General features: G+C 65.4%; 18 protein-coding genes. 13 read left to right on the forward strand and 5 right to left on the reverse strand.

The features are described from left to right. The first annotated feature begins 80 nt into the window (after positions 1 to 80). From FAZ98_RS19700 to FAZ98_RS19730, 7 genes are all read left to right on the forward strand, one after another. Complete coding sequence (locus FAZ98_RS19700; RefSeq protein ID WP_158953048.1) at positions 81 to 3,266, forward strand: efflux RND transporter permease subunit; 3,186 nt, start codon at positions 81 to 83, stop codon at positions 3,264 to 3,266. Between the two features lie 12 nt (positions 3,267 to 3,278). Next, positions 3,279 to 4,820, forward strand: coding sequence for an efflux transporter outer membrane subunit (locus FAZ98_RS19705; RefSeq protein WP_407672083.1), 1,542 nt, complete (start codon positions 3,279 to 3,281; stop codon positions 4,818 to 4,820). 243 nt (positions 4,821 to 5,063) lie between these two features. Beyond that, on the forward strand, positions 5,064 to 5,900 hold the full coding sequence (locus tag FAZ98_RS19710; RefSeq protein WP_158953050.1) for a MetQ/NlpA family ABC transporter substrate-binding protein: 837 nt from the start codon (positions 5,064 to 5,066) through the stop codon (positions 5,898 to 5,900). Between the two features lie 50 nt (positions 5,901 to 5,950). After that, positions 5,951 to 7,066, forward strand: a complete 1,116-nt coding sequence (locus FAZ98_RS19715) for a methionine ABC transporter ATP-binding protein (protein WP_158953051.1) — start codon at positions 5,951 to 5,953, stop codon at positions 7,064 to 7,066. After that, positions 7,059 to 7,715, forward strand: a complete 657-nt coding sequence (locus FAZ98_RS19720; RefSeq protein ID WP_158953052.1) for a methionine ABC transporter permease — start codon at positions 7,059 to 7,061, stop codon at positions 7,713 to 7,715. The genes FAZ98_RS19715 and FAZ98_RS19720 overlap by 8 nt, the downstream gene beginning before the upstream one ends. A 78-nt stretch (positions 7,716 to 7,793) precedes the next feature. Next, a complete protein-coding gene (locus FAZ98_RS19725) occupies positions 7,794 to 8,975 on the forward strand; it encodes an acyl-CoA dehydrogenase family protein (protein WP_233272747.1) in 1,182 nt (393 codons plus the stop codon). Positions 8,976 to 9,024: 49 nt separating this feature from the next. Further along, positions 9,025 to 10,350, forward strand: a complete 1,326-nt coding sequence (locus tag FAZ98_RS19730; RefSeq protein ID WP_158953056.1) for an Nramp family divalent metal transporter — start codon at positions 9,025 to 9,027, stop codon at positions 10,348 to 10,350. 213 nt (positions 10,351 to 10,563) lie between these two features. Here the strand turns inward: FAZ98_RS19730 and flhC are convergent, their stop codons facing one another. Then, positions 10,564 to 11,169 carry a flagellar transcriptional regulator FlhC gene (gene flhC / locus FAZ98_RS19735; protein ID WP_158953057.1) on the reverse strand — a complete coding sequence of 202 codons (606 nt, stop codon included), beginning with the start codon at positions 11,167 to 11,169 and terminating at the stop codon, positions 10,564 to 10,566. An 11-nt stretch (positions 11,170 to 11,180) separates the two neighbouring features. Then, on the reverse strand, positions 11,181 to 11,501 hold the full coding sequence (gene flhD, locus FAZ98_RS19740; protein ID WP_158953059.1) for a flagellar transcriptional regulator FlhD: 321 nt from the start codon (positions 11,499 to 11,501) through the stop codon (positions 11,181 to 11,183). 820 nt (positions 11,502 to 12,321) lie between these two features. On the opposite strand from flhD, the gene FAZ98_RS19745 reads away from it, so the two are divergent. Together FAZ98_RS19745 and otnI are read left to right on the forward strand one after the other, a co-directional pair. Next, a complete protein-coding gene (locus tag FAZ98_RS19745; RefSeq protein WP_158953061.1) occupies positions 12,322 to 12,777 on the forward strand; it encodes a universal stress protein in 456 nt (151 codons plus the stop codon). A gap of 102 nt (positions 12,778 to 12,879) precedes the next feature. Further along, on the forward strand, positions 12,880 to 13,668 hold the full coding sequence (gene otnI, locus FAZ98_RS19750; protein WP_158953062.1) for a 2-oxo-tetronate isomerase: 789 nt from the start codon (positions 12,880 to 12,882) through the stop codon (positions 13,666 to 13,668). A gap of 28 nt (positions 13,669 to 13,696) precedes the next feature. Here the strand turns inward: otnI and FAZ98_RS19755 are convergent, their stop codons facing one another. After that, positions 13,697 to 14,545, reverse strand: a complete 849-nt coding sequence (locus tag FAZ98_RS19755; RefSeq protein WP_158953063.1) for a helix-turn-helix domain-containing protein — start codon at positions 14,543 to 14,545, stop codon at positions 13,697 to 13,699. A 181-nt stretch (positions 14,546 to 14,726) separates the two neighbouring features. Between FAZ98_RS19755 and FAZ98_RS19760 the strand changes: the two genes are divergently transcribed. The 3 genes from FAZ98_RS19760 (at position 14,727) to FAZ98_RS19770 (ending at position 15,949) form a co-directional block, all read left to right on the forward strand. After that, positions 14,727 to 14,888: a hypothetical protein gene (locus tag FAZ98_RS19760; protein WP_158953065.1), complete on the forward strand. Its 162-nt coding sequence runs from the start codon at positions 14,727 to 14,729 to the stop codon at positions 14,886 to 14,888. A gap of 269 nt (positions 14,889 to 15,157) precedes the next feature. Further along, positions 15,158 to 15,592: a DoxX family protein gene (locus FAZ98_RS19765; RefSeq protein WP_158953067.1), complete on the forward strand. Its 435-nt coding sequence runs from the start codon at positions 15,158 to 15,160 to the stop codon at positions 15,590 to 15,592. A gap of 87 nt (positions 15,593 to 15,679) precedes the next feature. Beyond that, positions 15,680 to 15,949 carry a hypothetical protein gene (locus FAZ98_RS19770; protein ID WP_158953069.1) on the forward strand — a complete coding sequence of 90 codons (270 nt, stop codon included), beginning with the start codon at positions 15,680 to 15,682 and terminating at the stop codon, positions 15,947 to 15,949. Between the two features lie 261 nt (positions 15,950 to 16,210). Here the strand turns inward: FAZ98_RS19770 and FAZ98_RS19775 are convergent, their stop codons facing one another. Both FAZ98_RS19775 and FAZ98_RS19780 read right to left on the reverse strand, forming a co-directional pair. After that, positions 16,211 to 17,692, reverse strand: a complete 1,482-nt coding sequence (locus tag FAZ98_RS19775) for an MFS transporter (RefSeq protein WP_158953070.1) — start codon at positions 17,690 to 17,692, stop codon at positions 16,211 to 16,213. A gap of 93 nt (positions 17,693 to 17,785) precedes the next feature. Next, a complete protein-coding gene (locus FAZ98_RS19780; protein ID WP_158953072.1) occupies positions 17,786 to 19,087 on the reverse strand; it encodes an MFS transporter in 1,302 nt (433 codons plus the stop codon). Between the two features lie 336 nt (positions 19,088 to 19,423). On the opposite strand from FAZ98_RS19780, the gene FAZ98_RS19785 reads away from it, so the two are divergent. Continuing rightward, entirely contained in the window at positions 19,424 to 20,191 is a 768-nt protein-coding gene (locus FAZ98_RS19785; protein ID WP_158953074.1) for a response regulator transcription factor, read from the forward strand. Positions 20,192 to 20,240 lie beyond the last annotated feature (49 nt).

A 20,240-nucleotide genomic window follows, 5' to 3' on the forward strand; every position in this document is an offset into this window, starting at 1 on the left:
CGATCGCACGACGCATTGCAGAGCGCGATGCGTCCCGTCATCGCTAAGGAACCCTAAGTGTCAAAGTCTGTGAGCAACCCATGAACATTTCGAAATTCTTCATCGACCGGCCGATCTTCGCGGGCGTGTTGTCCGTGCTGGTCCTGCTGGCCGGCGTGATCGCGCTGTTCCAGTTGCCGATCTCCGAATATCCGGAAGTGGTGCCGCCTTCGGTGGTGGTGCACGCGCAGTACCCGGGCGCAAACCCGAAGGTGATCGCCGAAACGGTGGCGGCGCCGCTGGAAGAGCAGATCAACGGCGTCGAGAACATGCTGTACATGCAGTCGCAAGCCAATAGCGACGGCAATCTCACGCTCACGGTCACGTTCCGTCTGGGCACCGACCCGGACAAGGCCACGCAGCTCGTGCAGAACCGCGTGAACCAGGCGCTGCCGCGCCTGCCGGAAGACGTGCAGCGGCTCGGCATCACCACGATCAAAAGCTCGCCCACGCTCACGATGGTGGTGCACCTGATCTCGCCGAACAACCAGTACGACATGACGTATCTGCGCAACTACGCGCTGCTCAACGTCAAGGACCGCTTGTCGAATATTCGCGGCGTGGGCGAAGTGCAGCTGTGGGGTTCGGGCGACTACGCCATGCGTATCTGGCTCGACCCGCAGAAGGTCGCGCAGCGCAATCTCACCGCGCAGGACGTGGTCAACGCGATTCGCGAGCAGAACGTGCAGGTCGCGGCGGGCGTGATCGGCGCCTCGCCGAGCGTGCCGGGCACGCCGTTGCAGCTGAATGTGAACGCGCGCGGCCGTCTGCGCACGGAAGGCGAATTCGGCAACATCATCGTCAAGACGAATCCCGACGGCGGCGTGACGTATCTGCGCGACATCGCGCGGATCGAACTCGCGGCCTCGGAGTACGGCCTGCGTTCGCTGCTCGACAACAAGCCGGCCGTGGCGCTCGCGATCAACCAGGCGCCGGGCGCGAACTCGCTCGCGATTTCCGACCAGGTGCGCGCGGCGATGAAGGACCTGAAGGCCGACATGCCCGCCGGCGTGGACTACAAGATCGTCTACGACCCGACGCAGTTCGTGCGTTCGAGTATCGAAGCCGTGATTCACACGCTGCTCGAAGCCATCGCGCTGGTCGTGATCGTCGTGATCGTGTTCCTGCAGACCTGGCGTGCGTCGATCATTCCGCTGATCGCCGTGCCGGTGTCGATCGTCGGGACGTTCTCGCTGCTGCTCGCGTTCGGTTTTTCGATCAACGCGCTGTCCTTGTTCGGGATGGTGCTCGCGATCGGTATCGTGGTCGACGACGCGATCGTGGTCGTGGAAAACGTCGAGCGCAACATCGAGAGCGGGTTGTCGGCGCGAGACGCCACGTATAAAGCCATGCAGGAAGTGAGCGGGCCGATCATCGCCATCGCGCTCACGCTGGTGGCCGTGTTCGTGCCGCTCGCGTTCATGAGCGGTCTCACGGGCCAGTTCTACAAGCAGTTCGCCATGACCATCGCCATTTCCACGGTGATCTCGGCGTTCAACTCGCTCACGCTGTCGCCCGCGCTTTCCGCGCTGCTGCTGCGCGGTCACGGTGCGAAGGAAGACTGGCTCACGCGCGGCATGAATCGCGTGCTCGGCGGCTTCTTCAAGCGCTTCAACAAGGTGTTCCATCGCGGCTCGGAAAGCTATGGCCGTGGCGTGAACGGCGTGCTGCGCCGCAAGGGCGTGATGCTCGGCGTGTACGTCGTGCTGATCGCCGCCACCGTGCTGATGGCGCGCATCGTGCCGGGCGGCTTCGTGCCCGCGCAGGACAAGGAGTACCTGATTGCGTTCGCGCAGTTGCCGAACGGCGCCTCGCTCGATCGCACCGAAGGCGTCATTCGCGACATGAGCGCGATCGCGCTGAAGCAGCCCGGCGTGGAAAGCGCCGTGGCGTTCCCGGGTCTTTCGGTGAACGGCTTCACGAACAGCTCGAGCGCCGGCATTGTGTTCGTCACGCTCAAGCCGTTCAAGGAGCGCAAGGGCAAGGCGCTTTCGGCTGGTGCCATTGCGGGCGCGTTGAATCAGCAGTACGCGGCCATCAAAGACTCGTTCGTGGCGGTGTTCCCGCCGCCGCCGGTGCTGGGGCTGGGTACGCTCGGCGGCTTCAAGATGCAACTGGAGGATCACGGTGCACTGGGTTACGAGGCACTCAACCGCGCGACGCAGGACTTCGTCAAGCGCGCGTCGCAAACGCCGGAGCTGGGCCCCACGTTCACGAACTATCAGATCAACGTTCCGCAACTGAATGTCGATCTCGACCGCACCAAGGCAAAGCAGCTTGGCGTGCCGGTCACGGACGTGTTCGACACCATGCAGATCTATCTCGGCTCGCTCTACGTGAACGACTTCAACCGCTTCGGCCGCGTGTACCAGGTGCGCGTGCAGGCGGACGCGCCGTTCCGCCAGAAAGCCGACGACATCCTGCAACTGAAAACGCGTAACGCCGCGGGCGACATGGTGCCGCTCTCCTCGCTGGTCACGGTTACGCCCACGTATGGTCCGGAAATGGTGGTGCGCTACAACGGCTACACCGCGGCGGACATCAACGGCGGCCCGGCACCCGGATTCTCGTCGGGTCAGGCGCAGGCCGCGGCCGAACGCATCGCGGCGGAAACCCTGCCGCGCGGTGTGAAGTTCGAGTGGACCGACCTCACGTATCAGCAGGTGCTGGCGGGCAATGCGGGCATCTGGGTGTTCCCGATCAGCGTGCTGCTCGTGTTCCTCGTGCTGGCCGCGCTGTACGAAAGCCTCACGCTGCCGCTGGCCGTGATCCTGATCGTGCCGATGAGCGTGCTCTGTGCGCTCACGGGTGTGTATCTCACGCAGGGCGACAACAACATCTTCACGCAGATCGGCTTGATGGTGCTCGTGGGGCTGGCTTCGAAGAACGCGATTCTGATCGTGGAATTCGCGCGCGAACTGGAGCATGACGGCCATACGCCGCTCTCCGCCGCGATCGAGGCGAGCCGCCTGCGTCTGCGACCGATCCTGATGACGTCCATCGCGTTCATCATGGGTGTGGTGCCGCTCGTGCTCTCCACGGGCGCGGGTTCGGAAATGCGCCACGCCATGGGGATCGCCGTGTTCTTCGGCATGCTCGGTGTGACCGCGTTCGGCCTGTTGCTCACGCCGGTGTTCTACGTGGTGCTGCGCACGCTCGCAGGCGGCAAGATTCACGTCGCGCAGAAGGACAGCGCGCGCAATCCGCGCTCGATGGCGGATGCTTAAAGGATGATGAGCATGACGAATCAATTCGTATCTAACCTGTCGATGCCAGCCGGCTGGCGCATGGCGCGCGTCGCGGCGAGCGTGGCGTTGTTCGCGTGGCTCGCGGCGTGCTCGGTCGAGCCCACCTACAAGGCGCCGGACGCTGCGGTGCCCGCCGCCTACAAGGAAGCGCAGCCCACCGCCAACGACCCGCACGACGTGGGTAGCTGGGCGACCGCGCAACCCGCCGACGACGCGCATCGCGGTCAATGGTGGACGGTGTTCGGCGACGCCACGCTGAACCAGCTCGAAGATCAGGCACTGGCCGCGAATCAGGACCTGAAGGCAGCCGCCGCGCGCGTGCAGCAGGCGCGTGCCGTCACCCAGGCCGCGCGTGCGTCGTGGTTCCCCTCGCTGGACGCGGGCTTCAGCCCGACCTACGAGCGCCCGTCGCCCGCTTCGCAGTATCTGCCGCAGGACACGCATGTGCCCACGCAAACGTTGTGGCGCGCGCAGGCCTCGGCGAGCTACGAGGCGGACCTGTTCGGCCGCGTGAGTTCGAACGTGAACGCCGCGCGCGCCGACGCGCAGCAGAGCGAAGCGCTGTTCCGCTCGGTGCAACTCGCGTTGCAGGCCGACGTTGCGCAGAACTACTTCCAGCTGCGTCAGTTCGATAGCGACGTCGATCTGTATCGCCGCACGGTGACGTTGCGCGAGGATGCGCTCAAGCTCGTGGACCGCCGCTTCAAGGAAGGCGACATCAGCGAGCTGGACGTGGCGCAGGCGCGCAACGAACTCGCGAGCGCGCGCGCCGACGCCGTGGGCGTGGCGCGTCAGCGCGCGGCTTCGGAGCACAGTCTGGCGATCCTGCTCGGCGAGGCGCCCGCCGACTTCACGTTCCCGGAAACGCCGCTGGCGCCGGTGCTGGTACGCGTACCGGCCGGTTTGCCTTCCACGCTGCTCGAACGCCGCCCCGACATCGCCGCCGCCGAGCGCGCGATGGCCGCTGCGAACGCGCGCGTGGGCCTCGCGAAGTCGGCGTTCTTCCCGAAGCTCGATATCACCGGCGCGTTCGGCTATGAGTCGGCTTCGCTCGGCGATCTCTTCATGTGGTCGAGCCGCGCGTTCCTGCTCGGGCCGCTCGCGGGCACGGCGCTCACGGTGCCGCTGTTCGACGGCGGCCGCCGCAAGGCCAATCTCGCGCAGGCGCGAGGCAAGTACGACGAGGATGTCGCGCAGTATCGTCAACAGGTGCTCGTCGCGTTCCGTGAGGTGGAAGACAATCTCTCCGACCTGCATTTGCTCGACGACCAGATTCGCGAGCAGGGCGACGCCGTGACCGCTTCGCAACGCTCCGCGCATCTCTCGCGCACGCAGTACGACGAAGGCGAAGTGAGCTACCTGAACGTGATCGATAGCGAACGTTCGGTGCTCGTGGCGCAGTTGCAGGCGAGCCATCTGCAAGGGTCGCAGGCCGTGGCGACCGTCAACCTGATTCGCGCGCTGGGTGGCGGTTGGGGCGACGCGAAGCCGGCCGACGGCGCACCGCCGCCCGCGCCGCTGGCCGCGCGTTAATCAGGCAATTTCATCCTGGCAGCACCTCGCGCGCCGGCTCCAGCAGCCGGCGCGCGCATATCGCAGACTGCGATTTCCTTTGCTCAATCCGTTCGTAGACCGCCTGCGAACGCGTCTCTATCATCGTCTGGACCCATCTGGAGCAACGCGATGGGCAGCGCGGCACCGCCCGCGCGCGGACGCTCTCATCGTCGGCATCGTCGCGCCGCTCCTCACTGACATTCCATTCATTCGGGGAAAGCGATGCATCGTGCCGTGCGCGCCGAGGGGCGCCGTTCTTTCATTCAGCGCGTGAGCGCCATTGCCGCCGTGGCGGTTTCGCTCGCGACGGGCGCGCTCTCGGCCCATGCGGATACGCCCACGCTCAAGGTCGGCATTGCGACCACGCCGCAAACGCCCGCGCTGCAAGAAGCAGCGCGCGAGGCGAAGGCGCAGGGCGTGGACGTCAAGATCATCGAATTCACCGACTGGAATACGCCGAACGCCGCGCTCGCGAACAAAGACATCGACGTCAATTATTTTCAGCACACGCCGTTTCTGGAAAACGCGGAAAAGCAGGGCGGCTATAAGTTCGTCGCCATTGCGCCGGGCACGATCATGAAGATCGGTCTGTATTCGAAGAAGGTTAAACGTTTCGAAGACCTGAAAGACGGCGCCACCGTGGCCATTGCGAACGACCCCGTGAACGGCGGCCGCGGGCTCTTGCTGCTGCAACGCGCGGGTCTCATCAAGCTCAAGCCGGGCGTGGATTATCGCGCGACCACGCTCGATATCGTGTCGAATCCGAAACATCTGAAGATCGTGCAGCTCGAAGCGTCGCAACTCGCGCGTTCGCTCGACGACGTCGATCTCGCGCAAGGCTACCCGAGCTTCATCAAGCTCGCGGGCACGGCGGACCCGAATAGCGCGCTGCTGTTCGACGGCGTGGAAAACAAGGCGTTCGCGCTGCAATTCGTGGTGCGCCCGGACAGCGTGAACGATCCGCGCATCCGCAAGTTCATCGAGATCTATCAGCATTCGCCGGCCGTGCGCAAGGAGCTAGACAAGGCGTTCGGCAACCTCTACGCGGTCGCGTGGTAACGCGCGAATTGTTTGGCATCCGAATAAATTGACTGGATCGAGGAGCGGCGATGATGAAATGGTTCGGCACGTCACGCTTCATCGAAGCGGGGCCGGCGGCGGGCGAGGCGTCGCGCGACGCGAGCGCGCCAGAGCATGCCGTGGTGTTCGACGGCATCGGCAAGGTCTTTGCGGGCAGCGCGCAGGCGGCGCTCGCCAACGTGAATCTCGAAGTGAAGCGCGGCGAGGTGTTTGGCATCATCGGGCGCAGCGGCGCGGGCAAGTCCACCTTGCTGCGGCTCGTGAACGGCCTTGAAAAGCCCACTAGCGGCGCCGTGCGCGTGAACGGCGTGGACGTGGGCGCGCTCGACGAACGCGGGCTCGTGGCGCTGCGTCGCCGTATCGGCATGGTGTTTCAGCACTTCAATCTGCTCTCCGCGAAAACGGTGCACGACAACATCGCGTTGCCGCTCAAGATCGCGGGCGTGCCGAAGGCGGCGATCGAGGCACGTGTGGACGCGCTACTCGATCTGGTGGGCCTGAGCGCGCACCGCAATGCGTGGCCCGCACGTTTGTCGGGCGGACAAAAGCAGCGTGTGGGCATTGCGCGCGCGCTCGTGCACGAGCCCGGCATCCTGCTGTGCGACGAAGCGACCTCGGCACTCGACCCGGAAACCACACGCGCGATTCTCGCGTTGCTGCGCGATATCAACCGGCGTCTGGGCGTGACCATCGTGCTCATCACGCACGAGATGGAAGCGATTCGCGACGTGTGCGATACGGTCGCCGTGATCGAGCGTGGCGAGGTGGTCGAGCAGGGGCCGGTCTGGCGCGTGTTCGGCAATCCGCGGCACGACGCGACGCGTGCGCTGCTGCACACGCCGGGCCACGATTTACCCGACGATCTCGCCGCGCGTTTGCGTGCCGCGCCCGAAGCGAACGCGCACGCGCTGTTCGACGTGCGCTTCACGGGAGAAAGTCATGAGGAACCCGAACTAATCACGCTCGCGCAATCGTTCGGCACGCAGGGCGTGCGTTTCGTGCACGGCGGCATCGAGCGCATTCAAGGGCGCGCGCAAGGGCGGCTCGTGGTTGCCGCGCCGGTGCAGAGCGTCGATCAGGCGGCCGCGCTCGCGGTCAATGCGCGCCAGTACGCGAGCCGCGTGGAGGTGCTCGGTTATGTCTGATCTATGGATTTCGGAGCTGCTCGGCGGCATTCGCGATACCTTGCTGATGGTGGGGGTTTCCGCGTTTTTCGCGCTGCTCGCGGGCGTGCCGCTCGCGTTGCTGCTCGTGACCACGGCGCGCGGCGGCATCTTCGAGCGGCCCGCGCTCAATTCGTCGGTGGGCGCGGTCGTCAATGCCTTTCGCTCGACGCCATTTATCATCCTGCTTGTCGCGTTGCTGCCGCTTACGCGTTTTCTCGTGGGCACGACCATCGGCGTTTGGGCGGCCGTGGTGCCGCTTTCCATCGCCGCCATTCCGTTTCTCGCGCGCGTGGCCGAGGTGAGTCTGCGCGAAGTGGATCGCGGCTTGATCGAGGCGGCGCAGGCCATGGGCGCGCAGCGCCGGCATATCATCTGGCATGTGCTGTTGCCCGAGGCGCTGCCCGGCATGCTCGGCGGCTTCACGATTACCGTGGTGGCGATGATCGGTTCCTCCGCGATGGCGGGCGCCGTGGGGGCGGGCGGTCTCGGCGATCTCGCGATACGCTACGGGTATCAGCGTTTCGACACCACGGTCATGGTGACCGTGATCGTGTTGCTGATCGCCATCGTCGCGATCGTGCAATTTGTCGGCGACTGGCTCGTGCGGCGCTTGTTGCGGCGAACCTGAAATACGGGTGTTGATCGATACGACACGACACGCGCGGCCCAGGCTGCGCGTTGTCGGTTTTCATTCGGGACTATGGGTATGAACGAAGCTCACGGCGCGGTGCCGGACGGTTTGCTCGGTGCGCTGCGCGCGAACGCGGCGCAACGCGATCTCGCGGGCGGTCACGCGGCGGCGGAAAAGCGGCTTATTGCCGAGGCGGGCTTGCTCACGATCGCGGTGCCGCGCGAATTCGGCGGCCAATTCACGCAAGTGCCGGGCGACGGCGGTTTGCACTGGCGCGACGTCTACGCCATCATCCGCACGATCGCGCGCGTGGACAGCGCGCTCGCGCATCTGCTCGGTTTTCAGTGTTTGCAAATCGTGAGCGTCGATTTGTGGGGCAACGCCGCGCAGCGTGCGAACTGGCTGCAAGGCACGGTCGAGCATCGCTGGTGGTGGGGCAACGCGGTGAACCCCATCGACACGCGGCTGGTCGCTCAGGCCGACAACGAAGGCGGCTGGCGCTTGCACGGCAAAAAAGGCTTTTGTTCGGGCACCTATGGTTCGCAGATGATGACCGTGAGCGCACACGATCCCGCCACAGGCAACCCCGTGTTCGCGGTCGTGCCCACCACGCGCGCGGGCATTACCGTGCACGACGACTGGGACCCCATCGGCCAGCGTCAAACCGATAGCGGCACCGTGTCGTTCGATAACGTGCAGGTGCAGGCGCACGAGGTGCTCGCGCGGCCCAATACGCCGCGCGCCTCGCTGCGCACGCTCGTGTCGCAACTCGTGCTCACCAATCTGTTCGTCGGGCTCGCGGAAGGCGCGCTCGAGGAAGCGCGCCAGTACGTGCTCGCGAATGGCCGCCCGTGGGTCAACTCGGGCGTGAAGCAGGCCATCGACGATCCCTATTTGCAGCAGCGTTTCGGCGAGATGCGCGTGCAGTCGCTCGCGGCCGCCTTGCTCGCCGACCGCGCGGCCGCGCAGCTCGACGCCGCCTGGCAGCAAGGCGAAGCGCTCGCGGCCGGCACGCGCGCGGAAGTGTCCATTGCGATTTCCGAAGCCAAGATCGGTGCGCATCGCGCGGCGCTCGAAACCGGCCAGCAATTGTTCGACGCGTGCGGCGCGCGTGCGACCAACGCGGCGCTCGCGCTCGACCGCTTCTGGCGCAACGCGCGCGTGCATACGCTGCACGATCCACTCGACTACCGCCTTCGCGACGTGGGCCGTCACGCGCTCACGCAGGAACTGCCGGAGCCGACGCTGTACACTTGAGGGACCGAACGCGGCGCTTGTCGCGTCGCTCAACCTTCGAGGATTCACGTTGGAGTTCCGACTACCGACCACGGCGACGGCGCCGTTTTGTCCGTCCGAAGTGCAGGGCAGCGTCGAGGTTTCGCCGCGCGCACCGTTCTGGAAGAAGTTTCTGCAATTCGCGGGCCCCGGTCTGCTGATTTCGATCGGCTATATGGACCCCGGCAACTGGGCCACCGACATCGAAGCGGGCTCGCGCTACGGCTACAACCTGCTGTTCGTCGTGGTGCTTTCGAGTCTCGCGGCCATCGCGCTGCAATGTCTCTCCATGCGGCTCGGCATCGTCACCGGGCGTGATCTCGCCGAACTCTCGCGCGAACGCTATTCGAAACCCGTCGCGCTGTTCCAGTGGGGACTCGCCGAAATCTCGATCATCGCGTGCGATCTCGCCGAAGTGCTGGGCGGCGCGCTCGCGTTTCACTTGCTGCTGGGGTGTTCGCTGATGGTGGGCGTCGTGCTCACCGCGTTCGACACGATTCTCGTGCTCGGCCTCAAGGGCAAGAACTTTCGCACGCTCGAAGCGATCATGGCCGCGCTGATCGCCACCATCGGCCTGGGTTACGTGATCGAACTTGCGCTCGTGAAGCCGCACTGGCCCGCGGTGTTCGCGGGCGCGGTGCCGTCGTGGCACGCCATCAACTCGAGCGAGCCGCTGTATCTCGCCATCGGCATACTCGGCGCCACGGTCATGCCGCACAACCTTTATCTGCATTCGTCGATCGTGCAGACGCGCGCCGTCAAACGCGACCGCGCGGGAATCGCGCAGGCGATCGGTTTGTCGCGGCTCGACACCATCGTTTCGCTCGTGCTCGCGCTGCTCATCAACGCGGCGATCCTGATTCTCGCAGGCGCCGCGTTTCATGCGACCGGCCATAATCAGGTGACCGAAATCGAGGACGCCTACAAGCTGCTCGCGCCGATCGTCGGCACGGGCGCGGCGGCGGTCCTGTTCGCGGTCACGCTGCTCGCCTCGGGGCAAAGCTCGACGTTCACCGGCACGGTGGCGGGGCAGGTGGTGATGGAAGGTTTCCTGCGCATGAAGATTCCGTGTTACCAGCGGCGTCTTATCACGCGCGTGCTCGCGCTGATTCCCGCGTTCGCGGGCGTGGCGCTGCTCGGCAACGGCGCGGTGGGCAAACTGCTGGTGCTGAGCCAGGTCGTGTTGAGCCTGCAACTGCCGTTCGCGCTGTGGCCGCTCATCCGCATGACGAACGACCGCGCGCTGATGGGCGAATTCGCGAACCGTATGCACACGCGCGTGATTGCGTGGTTATTGTTCGCCGTGATTACGGCCGCGAATCTCTGGCTCGTGTGGCAGACGTTCGCCGGAAACTAGATCGGCGAACCCACTCGGCCATTGGCAAAACAAAGCACGACGGCCGCGCGCCGGAGCGATCCGGGGCGCGGTGCGGAAATCGGTATCAATGAAACTGGAAAGATAAAGCGAAAGAGACCGTTGAAAAGCGCTTCGCCGTCCGGCGCCCTCAGGCTCCGGACGGCTTCGCGTCTTGGTCTCGAGTCCGGTTGAGCCGGATCTGCTCTCCTACGCTTACGCAGCCTCGGCAATGCCATCCGGCGTCACTTCCACCGGTTGGTCGCTCTCGGTCTGCTCGGCGCCCCGTCGCGCTGCAGCCGCCTTTTTCGTCTTGCCAGCGCGCGAAGGCGGTTGGCATGCACCACACACGACGTTGTGCTGAAGGTCGTGGCGATGCGCGACGAACTTACCGCCGCAACGGCAGCAAGGCGTCAACTGCAGAATATCGGCATCGAAAAAGCGCACCAGGGTCCAGGCACGCGTCAAGTCGAGCACCGGCTCGGCTCCGCTGTGCTTGCAATGTTCCAGATACAGGCGGAACCCCTTGGTGAGCGCGTCGAGATGCGAACAACGCGCTTCGTTCTTGAGGAACAGGTACGTGTTATAGAACAGCGAGGCGTGGATGTTGGCCAGCCACGTCATGTACCAGTCCGCCGAGAACGGCAGCATGCCCTTGGGCGGCGATACGCCACGGATCTCGCGATACAGGCGGATCATGCGGTCGCGCGAGAGCGTCAGTTCGCTTTCGAGCACCTGCATGCGTGCGCCCAGCTCGATCAATGCGATCGCACGGAACACTTCCTGAGCGTCTTCGGTGAGGCTGCGTCGCGTCGTGGTCATGGACGTCATCCTCAGGCGAATTGCCCAGCCGGCTGCCCTGCAAGCAGGATGGCCGCATGAGTTGCCGCCACGTCGGCATGCTTGGTCGTCTGCGTAAGCGCGGACAGCATCGCATGGTCGTCGAAGCGGAAAAAACAAAGGAGCTGGTCGGAAGAGGCCAGCCTGACGATCTGCGCGAGCGACAGACCGCCAAGCAGATCGGCCAATTCCGACGACAGTCCCAGTCGGAACATGCCGACCGGCTTGTCCTCACGCAGCATGCGCTGCGCAAGCATCAGATACGACAAATTAATTTCGCGGATAGATTCCAGCGTCTCGCTGCTACGGTCCATTTCTCTATATTCCGAAGCCCCGAATTTAACCCCCCGGCTTTTTCGCCGTTGTATCTTTTTTGGTCGTTTGGCCGACCCTCACTCATCGGTGGGATCTGGCTCTTTGATACAAGGTGTTACATCTCGTAACAACCTTGAAGCGAATTGTATGAGGACTTATCTCAGAAATCAACACTTCCGATAAAAAATAAATCGAGTGTTGTAAATAAATTTCGGTAAATCTTGCTGGGATTTGCAGACACATGCATGACACATCGATATGACCTGTCAGTGCCAGATCGGATCAGGCGCAAAGCCTTTATCCATGGGGATTCGGTAGAAAAATCCGCAGCTTGCGCGACGAACTGTCCCTCCCCATGCTGCTGTTTCGAATGAATAAACGTTTTGAAAGGATTTGCGTTGACAGGTAAAAAATACCCCGTATGTGATTAATAAGTATGAGGATTAATCTGTAACAGGTGTTTCGACCCCGGGTCACGGTAACTGCCGTATTTGTAACTAGAGTTGTAACGGCCATGCGCGGCTAAAAGACACACAATTGCAGATGAAAAATGCGTATTGGGTCGAAGCGCGAAGAAGTGGGGACGGTAACGTTTGCGAGGGCGGGAATCGGTGCCGTTGGGCCTTGGCAGGGCGTTCGGCGGCCAGGCGCCTATCTATATAGTGATTAGCCGAATTTCGATTATCTACAGAATCGTGGCTTTATATCATGTTGTGAGGTAAGTGCCATAATGAAACAGGCATCCGGCGTCTCTTGGCGCGCCGCGCGGTATTCGCCGCGCTGAGGATGCCGCCCGGAAACTCGCGCGGGAGAAACGTCATGGCGTCGTTCAGCCGGATTCTGCTGTGTTACGACGCGTCGCGGGAAGGGCGGCGCGCGTTGCGCGAGGGCGCCGATCTGGCGCGCGAGTGCCGCGCGCAAACGCATCTGCTCGCGGTGCTCGATCAGTCGCCGTTGCAATGGGGCGCGGACGTTGCCTCCACCGTGCCGTTCGAAGCGGCCGAGGCGGCGGCGCGCGAGATCCTGCGCGATGGCGTGGCGTGCCTCACGGAGAAGGGGCTCGCCGCGAGCGGTCATTTCGTGGTGGGCCGCCCCGTCGACGTGATCGCGCGGTATTGCGCCGAGCTGAAGCCCGACCTCGTGGTGCTCGGGCACCACAAGCGCGGGCCGTTCGCGCGCTGGTGGGAAGGACGCGACGACCGCCAGTTGCTCGACCGCGTCTCGTGCAGCGTGCTGGTTGTGACCGCGCCCGAGCCGGAGGAAACGGCGGCGTGAGCGGGGCGGCGCCGGCTTTTCACAGGCGCCGTGAATGGTCCGCCTTTCACCCGGCGCTTTTCACCGACAATACGGGCATCGTTCGACACAGGAGTTGTTCCGATGCCGCGCCTCGCCGCCAACCTTTCGATGATGTACCACGAGCACGCATTTCTCGACCGCTTCGCCGCCGCCGCGCGCGACGGTTTCGCGGGCGTCGAGTTTTTGTTTCCGTACGAGCACGCCGCCGTCGACATCAAGTCGCGACTCGACGACGCCGCGCTCACGCAGGCGCTCTTCAACGCGCCGCCCGGCGACTGGGCGAAGGGCGAGCGCGGCATCGCCTCGGTGCCTGGCCGCGACGACGAATTCCGCCGCAGCATCGACACCGCGCTCGACTACGCGCGCGTGCTCGGCAACCGCAAGATTCACGTCATGGCGGGACTCGTCGCGAACGAGGCAGCCCGCGAGGCGCAGCGCGCGCAGTACGTCGAGCAGCTTGCCTATGCGGCGCGCACCGCGGCGGCCGATGGCATCACCGTGCTGATCGAGCCGATCAACCCGCGCGACATTCCCGGCTATCTGCTCAATCGGCAGGACGACGCGCAGGCGATCTGCGCGCAGGTGGGCGCGCCGAATCTGCAGGTGCAATTCGACTGCTATCACTGCCAGATCGTGGAAGGCGACGTCACGACGAAGCTCAAACGCGACATCGCGCGCGTCGGCCACATCCAGGTCGCGGGGGTGCCCGAGCGGCATGAACCCGATCGCGGCGAACTGAACACCGCGTGGCTGCTCGACGTGATCGACGAACTCGGTTACGAGGGCTGGGTCGGTTGCGAGTACCGGCCGCGCGCGGGCACCTCGGCGGGCCTGGACTGGGCGCGGAAGTGGCTCGCGCCGCGCGCGTGATGGCGGCGGCGAAATCGCGCGACGCGCATCAGGGCGCGTGATCGCGCAACGCCTGGGCGGTTTGCGGGTCGGCGGGAAAGAACCCTTCGATAGCGAGTTCGGAGAGCGTGATGTCGACGGGCGTGCCGAACACCGTGGTCGTGCTCAGCAGCGCGAGTTCGCCGATCGCGGTGCGCAGGCGCAACGGCACGGCAATGTGATGCGCTGGCGGCGTGGCTTCCTCGTGCCCGGCACGGGCATGCGCGGGCGCGGGATAAGCGGCGAGTTCCGCGTGCAGCGCGAGCAGGTGCGCGTCGCCGCTCGCGTCGATCTGGCGTTGCAGGCGCGCGAGCAGATGCGCGCGCCACGCGTGCCAGTTGACGATGCGCGGCGCCATGCCCTCGGGATGCAGCGAGAGCCGCAGCGCGTTGATGGGCGCCGCGAGCAAGGCGGGCGACGCTTCGCCGATAAGCGGCGCGATCGCGCGATTCGCCGCGACGATGTTCCAGTGCCGGTCGATCGCCACGGCGGGATGCGGCTCGTGGCCGCGTAACACGAGGTCGACGGCTTCGCGCGCGGCGGCCAGCTGCGGATCGTCGAGCGCGCGTTCGCGATAGAGCGGCGCGTAGCCTGCCGCGACCAGCAGCGCGTTGCGCTCGCGCAGCGGCACGTCGAGCTGTTCGGCCAGATGCATGACCATCTCGCGGCTCGGCGTGGCGCGGCCCGATTCGACGAAGCTCAGGTGGCGCGTGGAGATTTCCGCTTCGGTGGCGAGCAACAACTGGCTCATGCGCCGCCGCACGCGCCAGTCGCGCAGCATCTCGCCCACGCCGCGCCGCGCGCCGGAAGCGGCCGCGGCCGCGGAGGGCAAATCGGGCGGAGTCGCGAGCGTATTCATGCCGCGATTCTAGCGAAACACGCGGGTATGTCGATTACGTCGGACGTAAAGAAACCGCGCGTTGCATTCCTCTGTTCATATGCGAAGCCGGGGGAATTCCATGGGCCATTATCAGCAATACGGTTGAGTCATGGGCGCTTGCATCGCCTAGAATGAAAAGTCCCGCTGCATGGAGACTGTCATGAGGGAAACCATTGTTGCTTATCTGCTCGGTCCGGGTGTGATGTTGCTCGTCTGCGCGGCGATGTGGGCCGTGTCGCGGCGCAGCAGCGGGGCGATCGAGGCGCGCATCACGCACTGGCTGGACGCGCATCGTCCGCATGGCTTGCGGCACAAGCATTGAGTGTGCCAATGGTATTTGCGCCGGAAACCCACGTTTTTAATGTGCTTCAATTAGTTGGGTATCCGAATCGTTTGCGATAATTCGCATTAAACGATTGCAAATCGATAACCCTTTATCGACCTCGCTCTCGAAGCGGAGTTGAGCGAAATTGAGTATTCGCGCGCGCAATCTCCGCACCATATCGACACGCAACCGTCATCGTTATTTCATCGAAGGGGAACTGAGCGCCCGCTCAGCGGTCACTCCGAGATTGCATACCGGAGCCCTTCATGACCCGTCCCGCCGATTCCCTCATCATCTTCATCGCCAGGCTGGCTCTCGCCATTCTGTTTTTGTGGGGCGGCGCCATGAAGCTGCTGAGCTACGCGGGGTTCGTCGGTTATCTGCACAACAAGGGCGTGCCGTATGCGGCCTATGCGGCGCCGCTGGCGGCCGCGATCGAGCTGATCGGCGGTCTCGCGCTCGTGCTGGGCGTGCGCACCCGCGCGGTGGCTTTCCTGCTGGCCGTGTACGCTGTCGTCACGGCGGTACTCGGGCACGATTTCTGGAACATGACCCAGGCCTCGTTGCAGCAGGACGCGGTTGTCCACTTCTGGAAGAACATCGCGATCGCGGGCGGTTTCCTGCTGCTGACGGTAACGGGCGCGGGACGTGCTTCAGTGGATGCGTTGCGCGCGCCGCGTAGCAGCGGCCTGCTCGGCTGAGCCGCGCCGGCATCGCGCAACTGCCTGAACGCAGTCATAACCACCGTCCCGTCAGGGAAGACCCAAAGACCCACAAGGGAGCAGGCCTTGATTCAAAATTTCGATTTCAACGTCGCGGGGCAAACCGGCCAGTTTTGCGCGAGCCTCGCCGAGGACGGCACGCGGCGCGTGCTGATCAGTTACGCGGATACGGCCAAGACGCTCGTGATCCTCGACGCGTCGGGCTTGCTCGGCGCGCTCAAAGCCGAACTGGAAGAGCCCGACCAGCTGATCGCGCACGCGATCAAGAAGGCGCAGAACGAAGGCCTGATCGAACGCGCCATTCAGTCCGGCGAGATTCAGGAAACGTCGCTGTAATCACCACGTGCGCGCGGGCGTTTTGCCGAGGCTCGCGCGCGTGTTGCGTGTTGTTACGTGCTGGGCTGGGTCATCGCATCGCGGCTTCGCGCGTTCCAGATGCGCCCGATTGGCCTTGATGGTCTTAAGGCAACTTTAGCCGCCCCTACTTGTGCACTGCGCGTGCAGCATTGGCTGGGCGGGCTGGCCAGCCCGGCGGCCCGCAGTGCCCCTGAAGGGATGTCAGCGCACCTCCGCGCCTCTCGCCAGCGCTTACGGCCTTCAGCGCGACGTCTCGACTCCACGCTGCGACGCAGCCCGTCGTTCGCCGCCCGCAGGCACGGGATCCTTCCCCGCCGGATCGTTTTTGACCAGCCCCGCGAGCAACGCAGCCGCGAGCAGGATCGCCGTGGAAATCGACGCTTCCGCGCGCAACCCGAACACCACCTGTGCCGCCTGCGCGCCGCCCGTGAGCGCGCCGAACGCCGCCACGCCCACCGCACCGCCCGCCTGCCGCGCGGTGTTGAGCAGGGCGGAAGCCGTGCCCGCGCGCGCCGGCTCGACCGAGGAAAGCACGGCCGTCGTCATCGCGGGAACGGCGAGGCCCATGCCCGAGGGAATCAGCAGAAACGCGATCAGCACGAAGGCGAGCGGCGTCGTCGCGTCCACACCGATCAGCAGAGCGTAGCCCGCGCCCGCGATCAACGCGCCAACGATCATCGGCCGCCGCGTGCCGTAACGCGCGACCACGTGGCCGCTCGCGAGATTCGAAAGCAGGAAGCCGCCCGTTAGCGGGACGAAGGCGAGACCGGCCTGTAGCGGCGTCTGGCCGCGCGCATGCTGGAGATAGAGCGCGAGCACGAACACCGTGCCGTAGTAGGTGAGATTCACGCAGAGGCCGAACAGCACCGCCGCGCTGAAGGTGCGGTTGCGCAGCATCGCGAGCGGCACCATCGGCTCCCGCACGCGCGCTTCCAGCGCGACGAACGCCACGCCCGCTGCGAAAGCCAGCGCGAAGCCGCCCGCCACGGCCCAATGCGCGAAGCCGAGCGGCCGCCATTCGATCACCGCGCCCGTGAACGCCGTGAGCGCGATCACCGCGAGCAGCTGGCCGGGTACGTCGAGGCTGCGCGCGGGTTTCTGCGTCGCCGGCGCTTCGCGCGGCGCCGGAATCCAGCGCAGGGTGGCCACGAGCCCCGCCGCGCACAGCGGCAGATTCACGAGGAAGATGCTGCGCCAGCCGAACGCGGCGATCAGCAGGCCGCCCGCCACCGGGCCCGCCGCAATCGAGATGGCGCCCGCGGCGGTCCAGAAGCCCACGGCACGCGCCCGCAGCGCGCGGTCGTGGCGGCACGCCGCGTTGAGCAGCGCGAGCGAGTTCGGCAGCATGGCGGCCGCGCCCGCGCCTTGCAGCGCGCGGGCGGCGATCAGGAGATTGGGGTCGGCGGCGAGACCGCACGCCAGCGAAGCCAGCGCGAACACGACCAGCCCGGCCGCGTAAAGGCGCCGCGCGCCATAGCGGTCGCCGAGCACGCCGCCCGAGAGCATGAGCACCGCGAAGGCGAGCGTATAGGCATCGACGATCCATTGCAGCCGCGCCACGCTCGCGTGCAGGTCGGTCGCGATGCGCGCGAGTGCGATGTTGACGATGGTGACGTCGAGTTGCGTGACGACGAAGCCCACGCTCACGGTCGCGACGACGCGCGCGAGCGCGGGCGTGAAGTGAACAGGGAGCGGGGCGGGGGAAGAGTGTGAGGAAGTCATGCGCTCCATGGTAGGACCGTTGCCGCCTTCGACGTTTCAGCGCGAGGTGAAGTGTCGAAGGCGGCGAGCGCATGCGCCGGGCTCAGGCCGGCATCAGCTTTCGCGCGGCGGGTCCTTGAAGAACAGCGTCGTGAGCGCACCCAGCACGCAGATCGCGGCCACGTAATAGGTGGGCGCGAGCGGCGCCGACTTCATCATCAGCGCGACGACGATCGGCGTGAGACCGCCGAACACCGCATAGGCGACGTTGTACGAGAACGAGATGCCCGAGAAGCGTACGACGGCCGGGAACGCGTTGACAAGCACGAACGGCACCGCGCCGATCGTGCCGACCAGCAAACCGGCCACCGCGTAGAGCGGCACGAGCAGCGAGGGGTCGACGGCCATCTGGCGGAACAGCGCGTAATAGGCCACGGCGAGCGCGATGCCGCCGATCGACAGCACGCGGCGCGCGCCGAAGCGGTCCGCGAGCGCGCCCGCGCTCACGCAGCCCACCGTGAGGAACAGCGTCGCCACGCAGTTCGCCAGCAGCGAGGTGGTGGCGTCGAGATGGAACTGCTTCTGCATGAGCGGCGGCGTCATCAGGATCACGACGACGATCGCCGCCGAAAGCATCCACGTGAGCAGCATCGACACGATCACGGCGCCGCCGTGGTCGCGCAGCACGGCCTTGAGCGGGATTTCGTCGGCGAGCGACTTGCGCGCCTGCATCTCCGCGAACACGGGCGTTTCGTGCAGCCATTGACGCAGATACACCGAGAACAGGCCGAACACGCCGCCGATCAGGAACGGCACGCGCCACGCCCAGGCGGAAATCTCCGCAGGCGCGAAATGGTGGTTCACGGCCGCGGCGATCAGCGAGCCGAGCAGGATGCCGAACGTGAGGCCCGCCGTGAGCGTGCCGCACGCGTAGCCGATATGGCGGCGCGGCACGTGCTCGGAGACGAACACCCACGCGCCCGGCACCTCGCCGCCCACGGCCGCGCCTTGCAGCACGCGCAGCGTAAGCAGCAGCACGGGCGCGAAGACGCCGATGGACGCGTAGGTGGGCAGGCAGCCCATCGCGAGCGTGGGCAGCGCCATCATGAGCACGGACAGCGTGAACATGCGCTTGCGGCCCAGCAGGTCGCCGAAGTGCGCCATGACGATGCCGCCGAGCGGCCGCGCGAGATAGCCCGCCGCGAAGATGCCGAAGGTCTGCAGCTGACGCAGCCAGTCGGGAATCGCGGCCGGGAAGAACAGTTGTCCGATCGCCGGGGCGAAGAACACGAAGATGATGAAGTCGTAGAACTCGAGGGCGCCGCCGAGTGCGGCGAGCGCGAGCGTCTTGTAGTCGCTGCGGTTGAGCGCGCGCGCGGCGGCGGGCGCGCGAACGCCGATGTCTGTTGCTTGCATTTCCGGAAAACCAGGGTGTTTGTTATGTGCGAGAAGGGCGGCGGCGCCGGCATGGGGCATCCGCCAGGGCCAGATCGCCTGGTGCGCGCGTGGCGCGGAAAGCGGCGGTCGTCGGAAAGTGGGCGCGAGGGTGGGGCACGAAACGACGCGTCCGTGCGGATAGGCGGACGCGCCGACGACTTCAGGCCAGCCCGCGATTTTACAGGAAGCGGCCGGGCGACCTGAAGCGGCCGAAATTCTGCCGGGTTCGCCACCGATTTCGGACTCGTCCGATGGGCAGCCTTTGCAATTCTCAACAAAATTGCGCGGCTTTATAACAATCGAGGAGAGCTTCCCATGCGCATTGCGATTCTTCAGCGGGATGTCGAGTATCGGCAGCAAATCGAGCGCGTGCTGACGCAGTGCGGCCACGCCTGCCTGCCGTTCGGCGACGGCCTCGCGCTGGCCAAAGCGCTCGCGGCATCGACCGTCGACATGCTGGTGCTCGACTGGCAAGGCTCGCGGCTCTCGGGCGCGGAATTGCTGCGCACGCTGCGGGCCGTCAACGGCAGCCAGATCCCTGTGCTGTTCGCCTCGGAAGAGGCGTCGGACGACAGCGTGGTGCGCGCGTTTTCAGTGGGCGCCGACGACTACGTGAGCTTGCCCGTGTGTCCTTCGGTGCTGCGCGCGCGCGTGAATGCGCTGCTGCGCCGCGCCTATCCCGACCGCTACGAAACCATGACCATCGACGCTGCACCGTATCACTTCGACATGCGCCGCCAATTGGCTACGGTGAACGGTCAAGCGGTGCTGCTCTCGGGCACGCAGTATCGGCTGGCCACGTTGTTCTTCTCGAACATCGGCCGTGTGTTGTCGCGCGATCATATTTACGCGATGGTCTGGGGCCGCGAACTGCATACGCTCACGCGCACCATCGACAGCCATGTTTCGCGCCTGCGCCTGTTGCTCGACATCGAGCAGCCGAACGGCTTCCGGCTGCAGCCGGTGTACAAGAGCGGCTACCGTTTGCTGCGTTTGCAGGACGATCCGCTCGCGGCGCTGGACGCTCAGGATGAAGCGTACGGTCACGAGCACGCGGCAGGTGGCGCGCTCGCGGTGGCGTGAGCGCGAATTCCGGGCGCATGAAAGGCGGCGGCACGTTCGAGCGTGCCGC

It is taken from the genome of Paraburkholderia acidisoli (assembly GCF_009789675.1).
Lineage (GTDB): Bacteria > Pseudomonadota > Gammaproteobacteria > Burkholderiales > Burkholderiaceae > Paraburkholderia > Paraburkholderia acidisoli.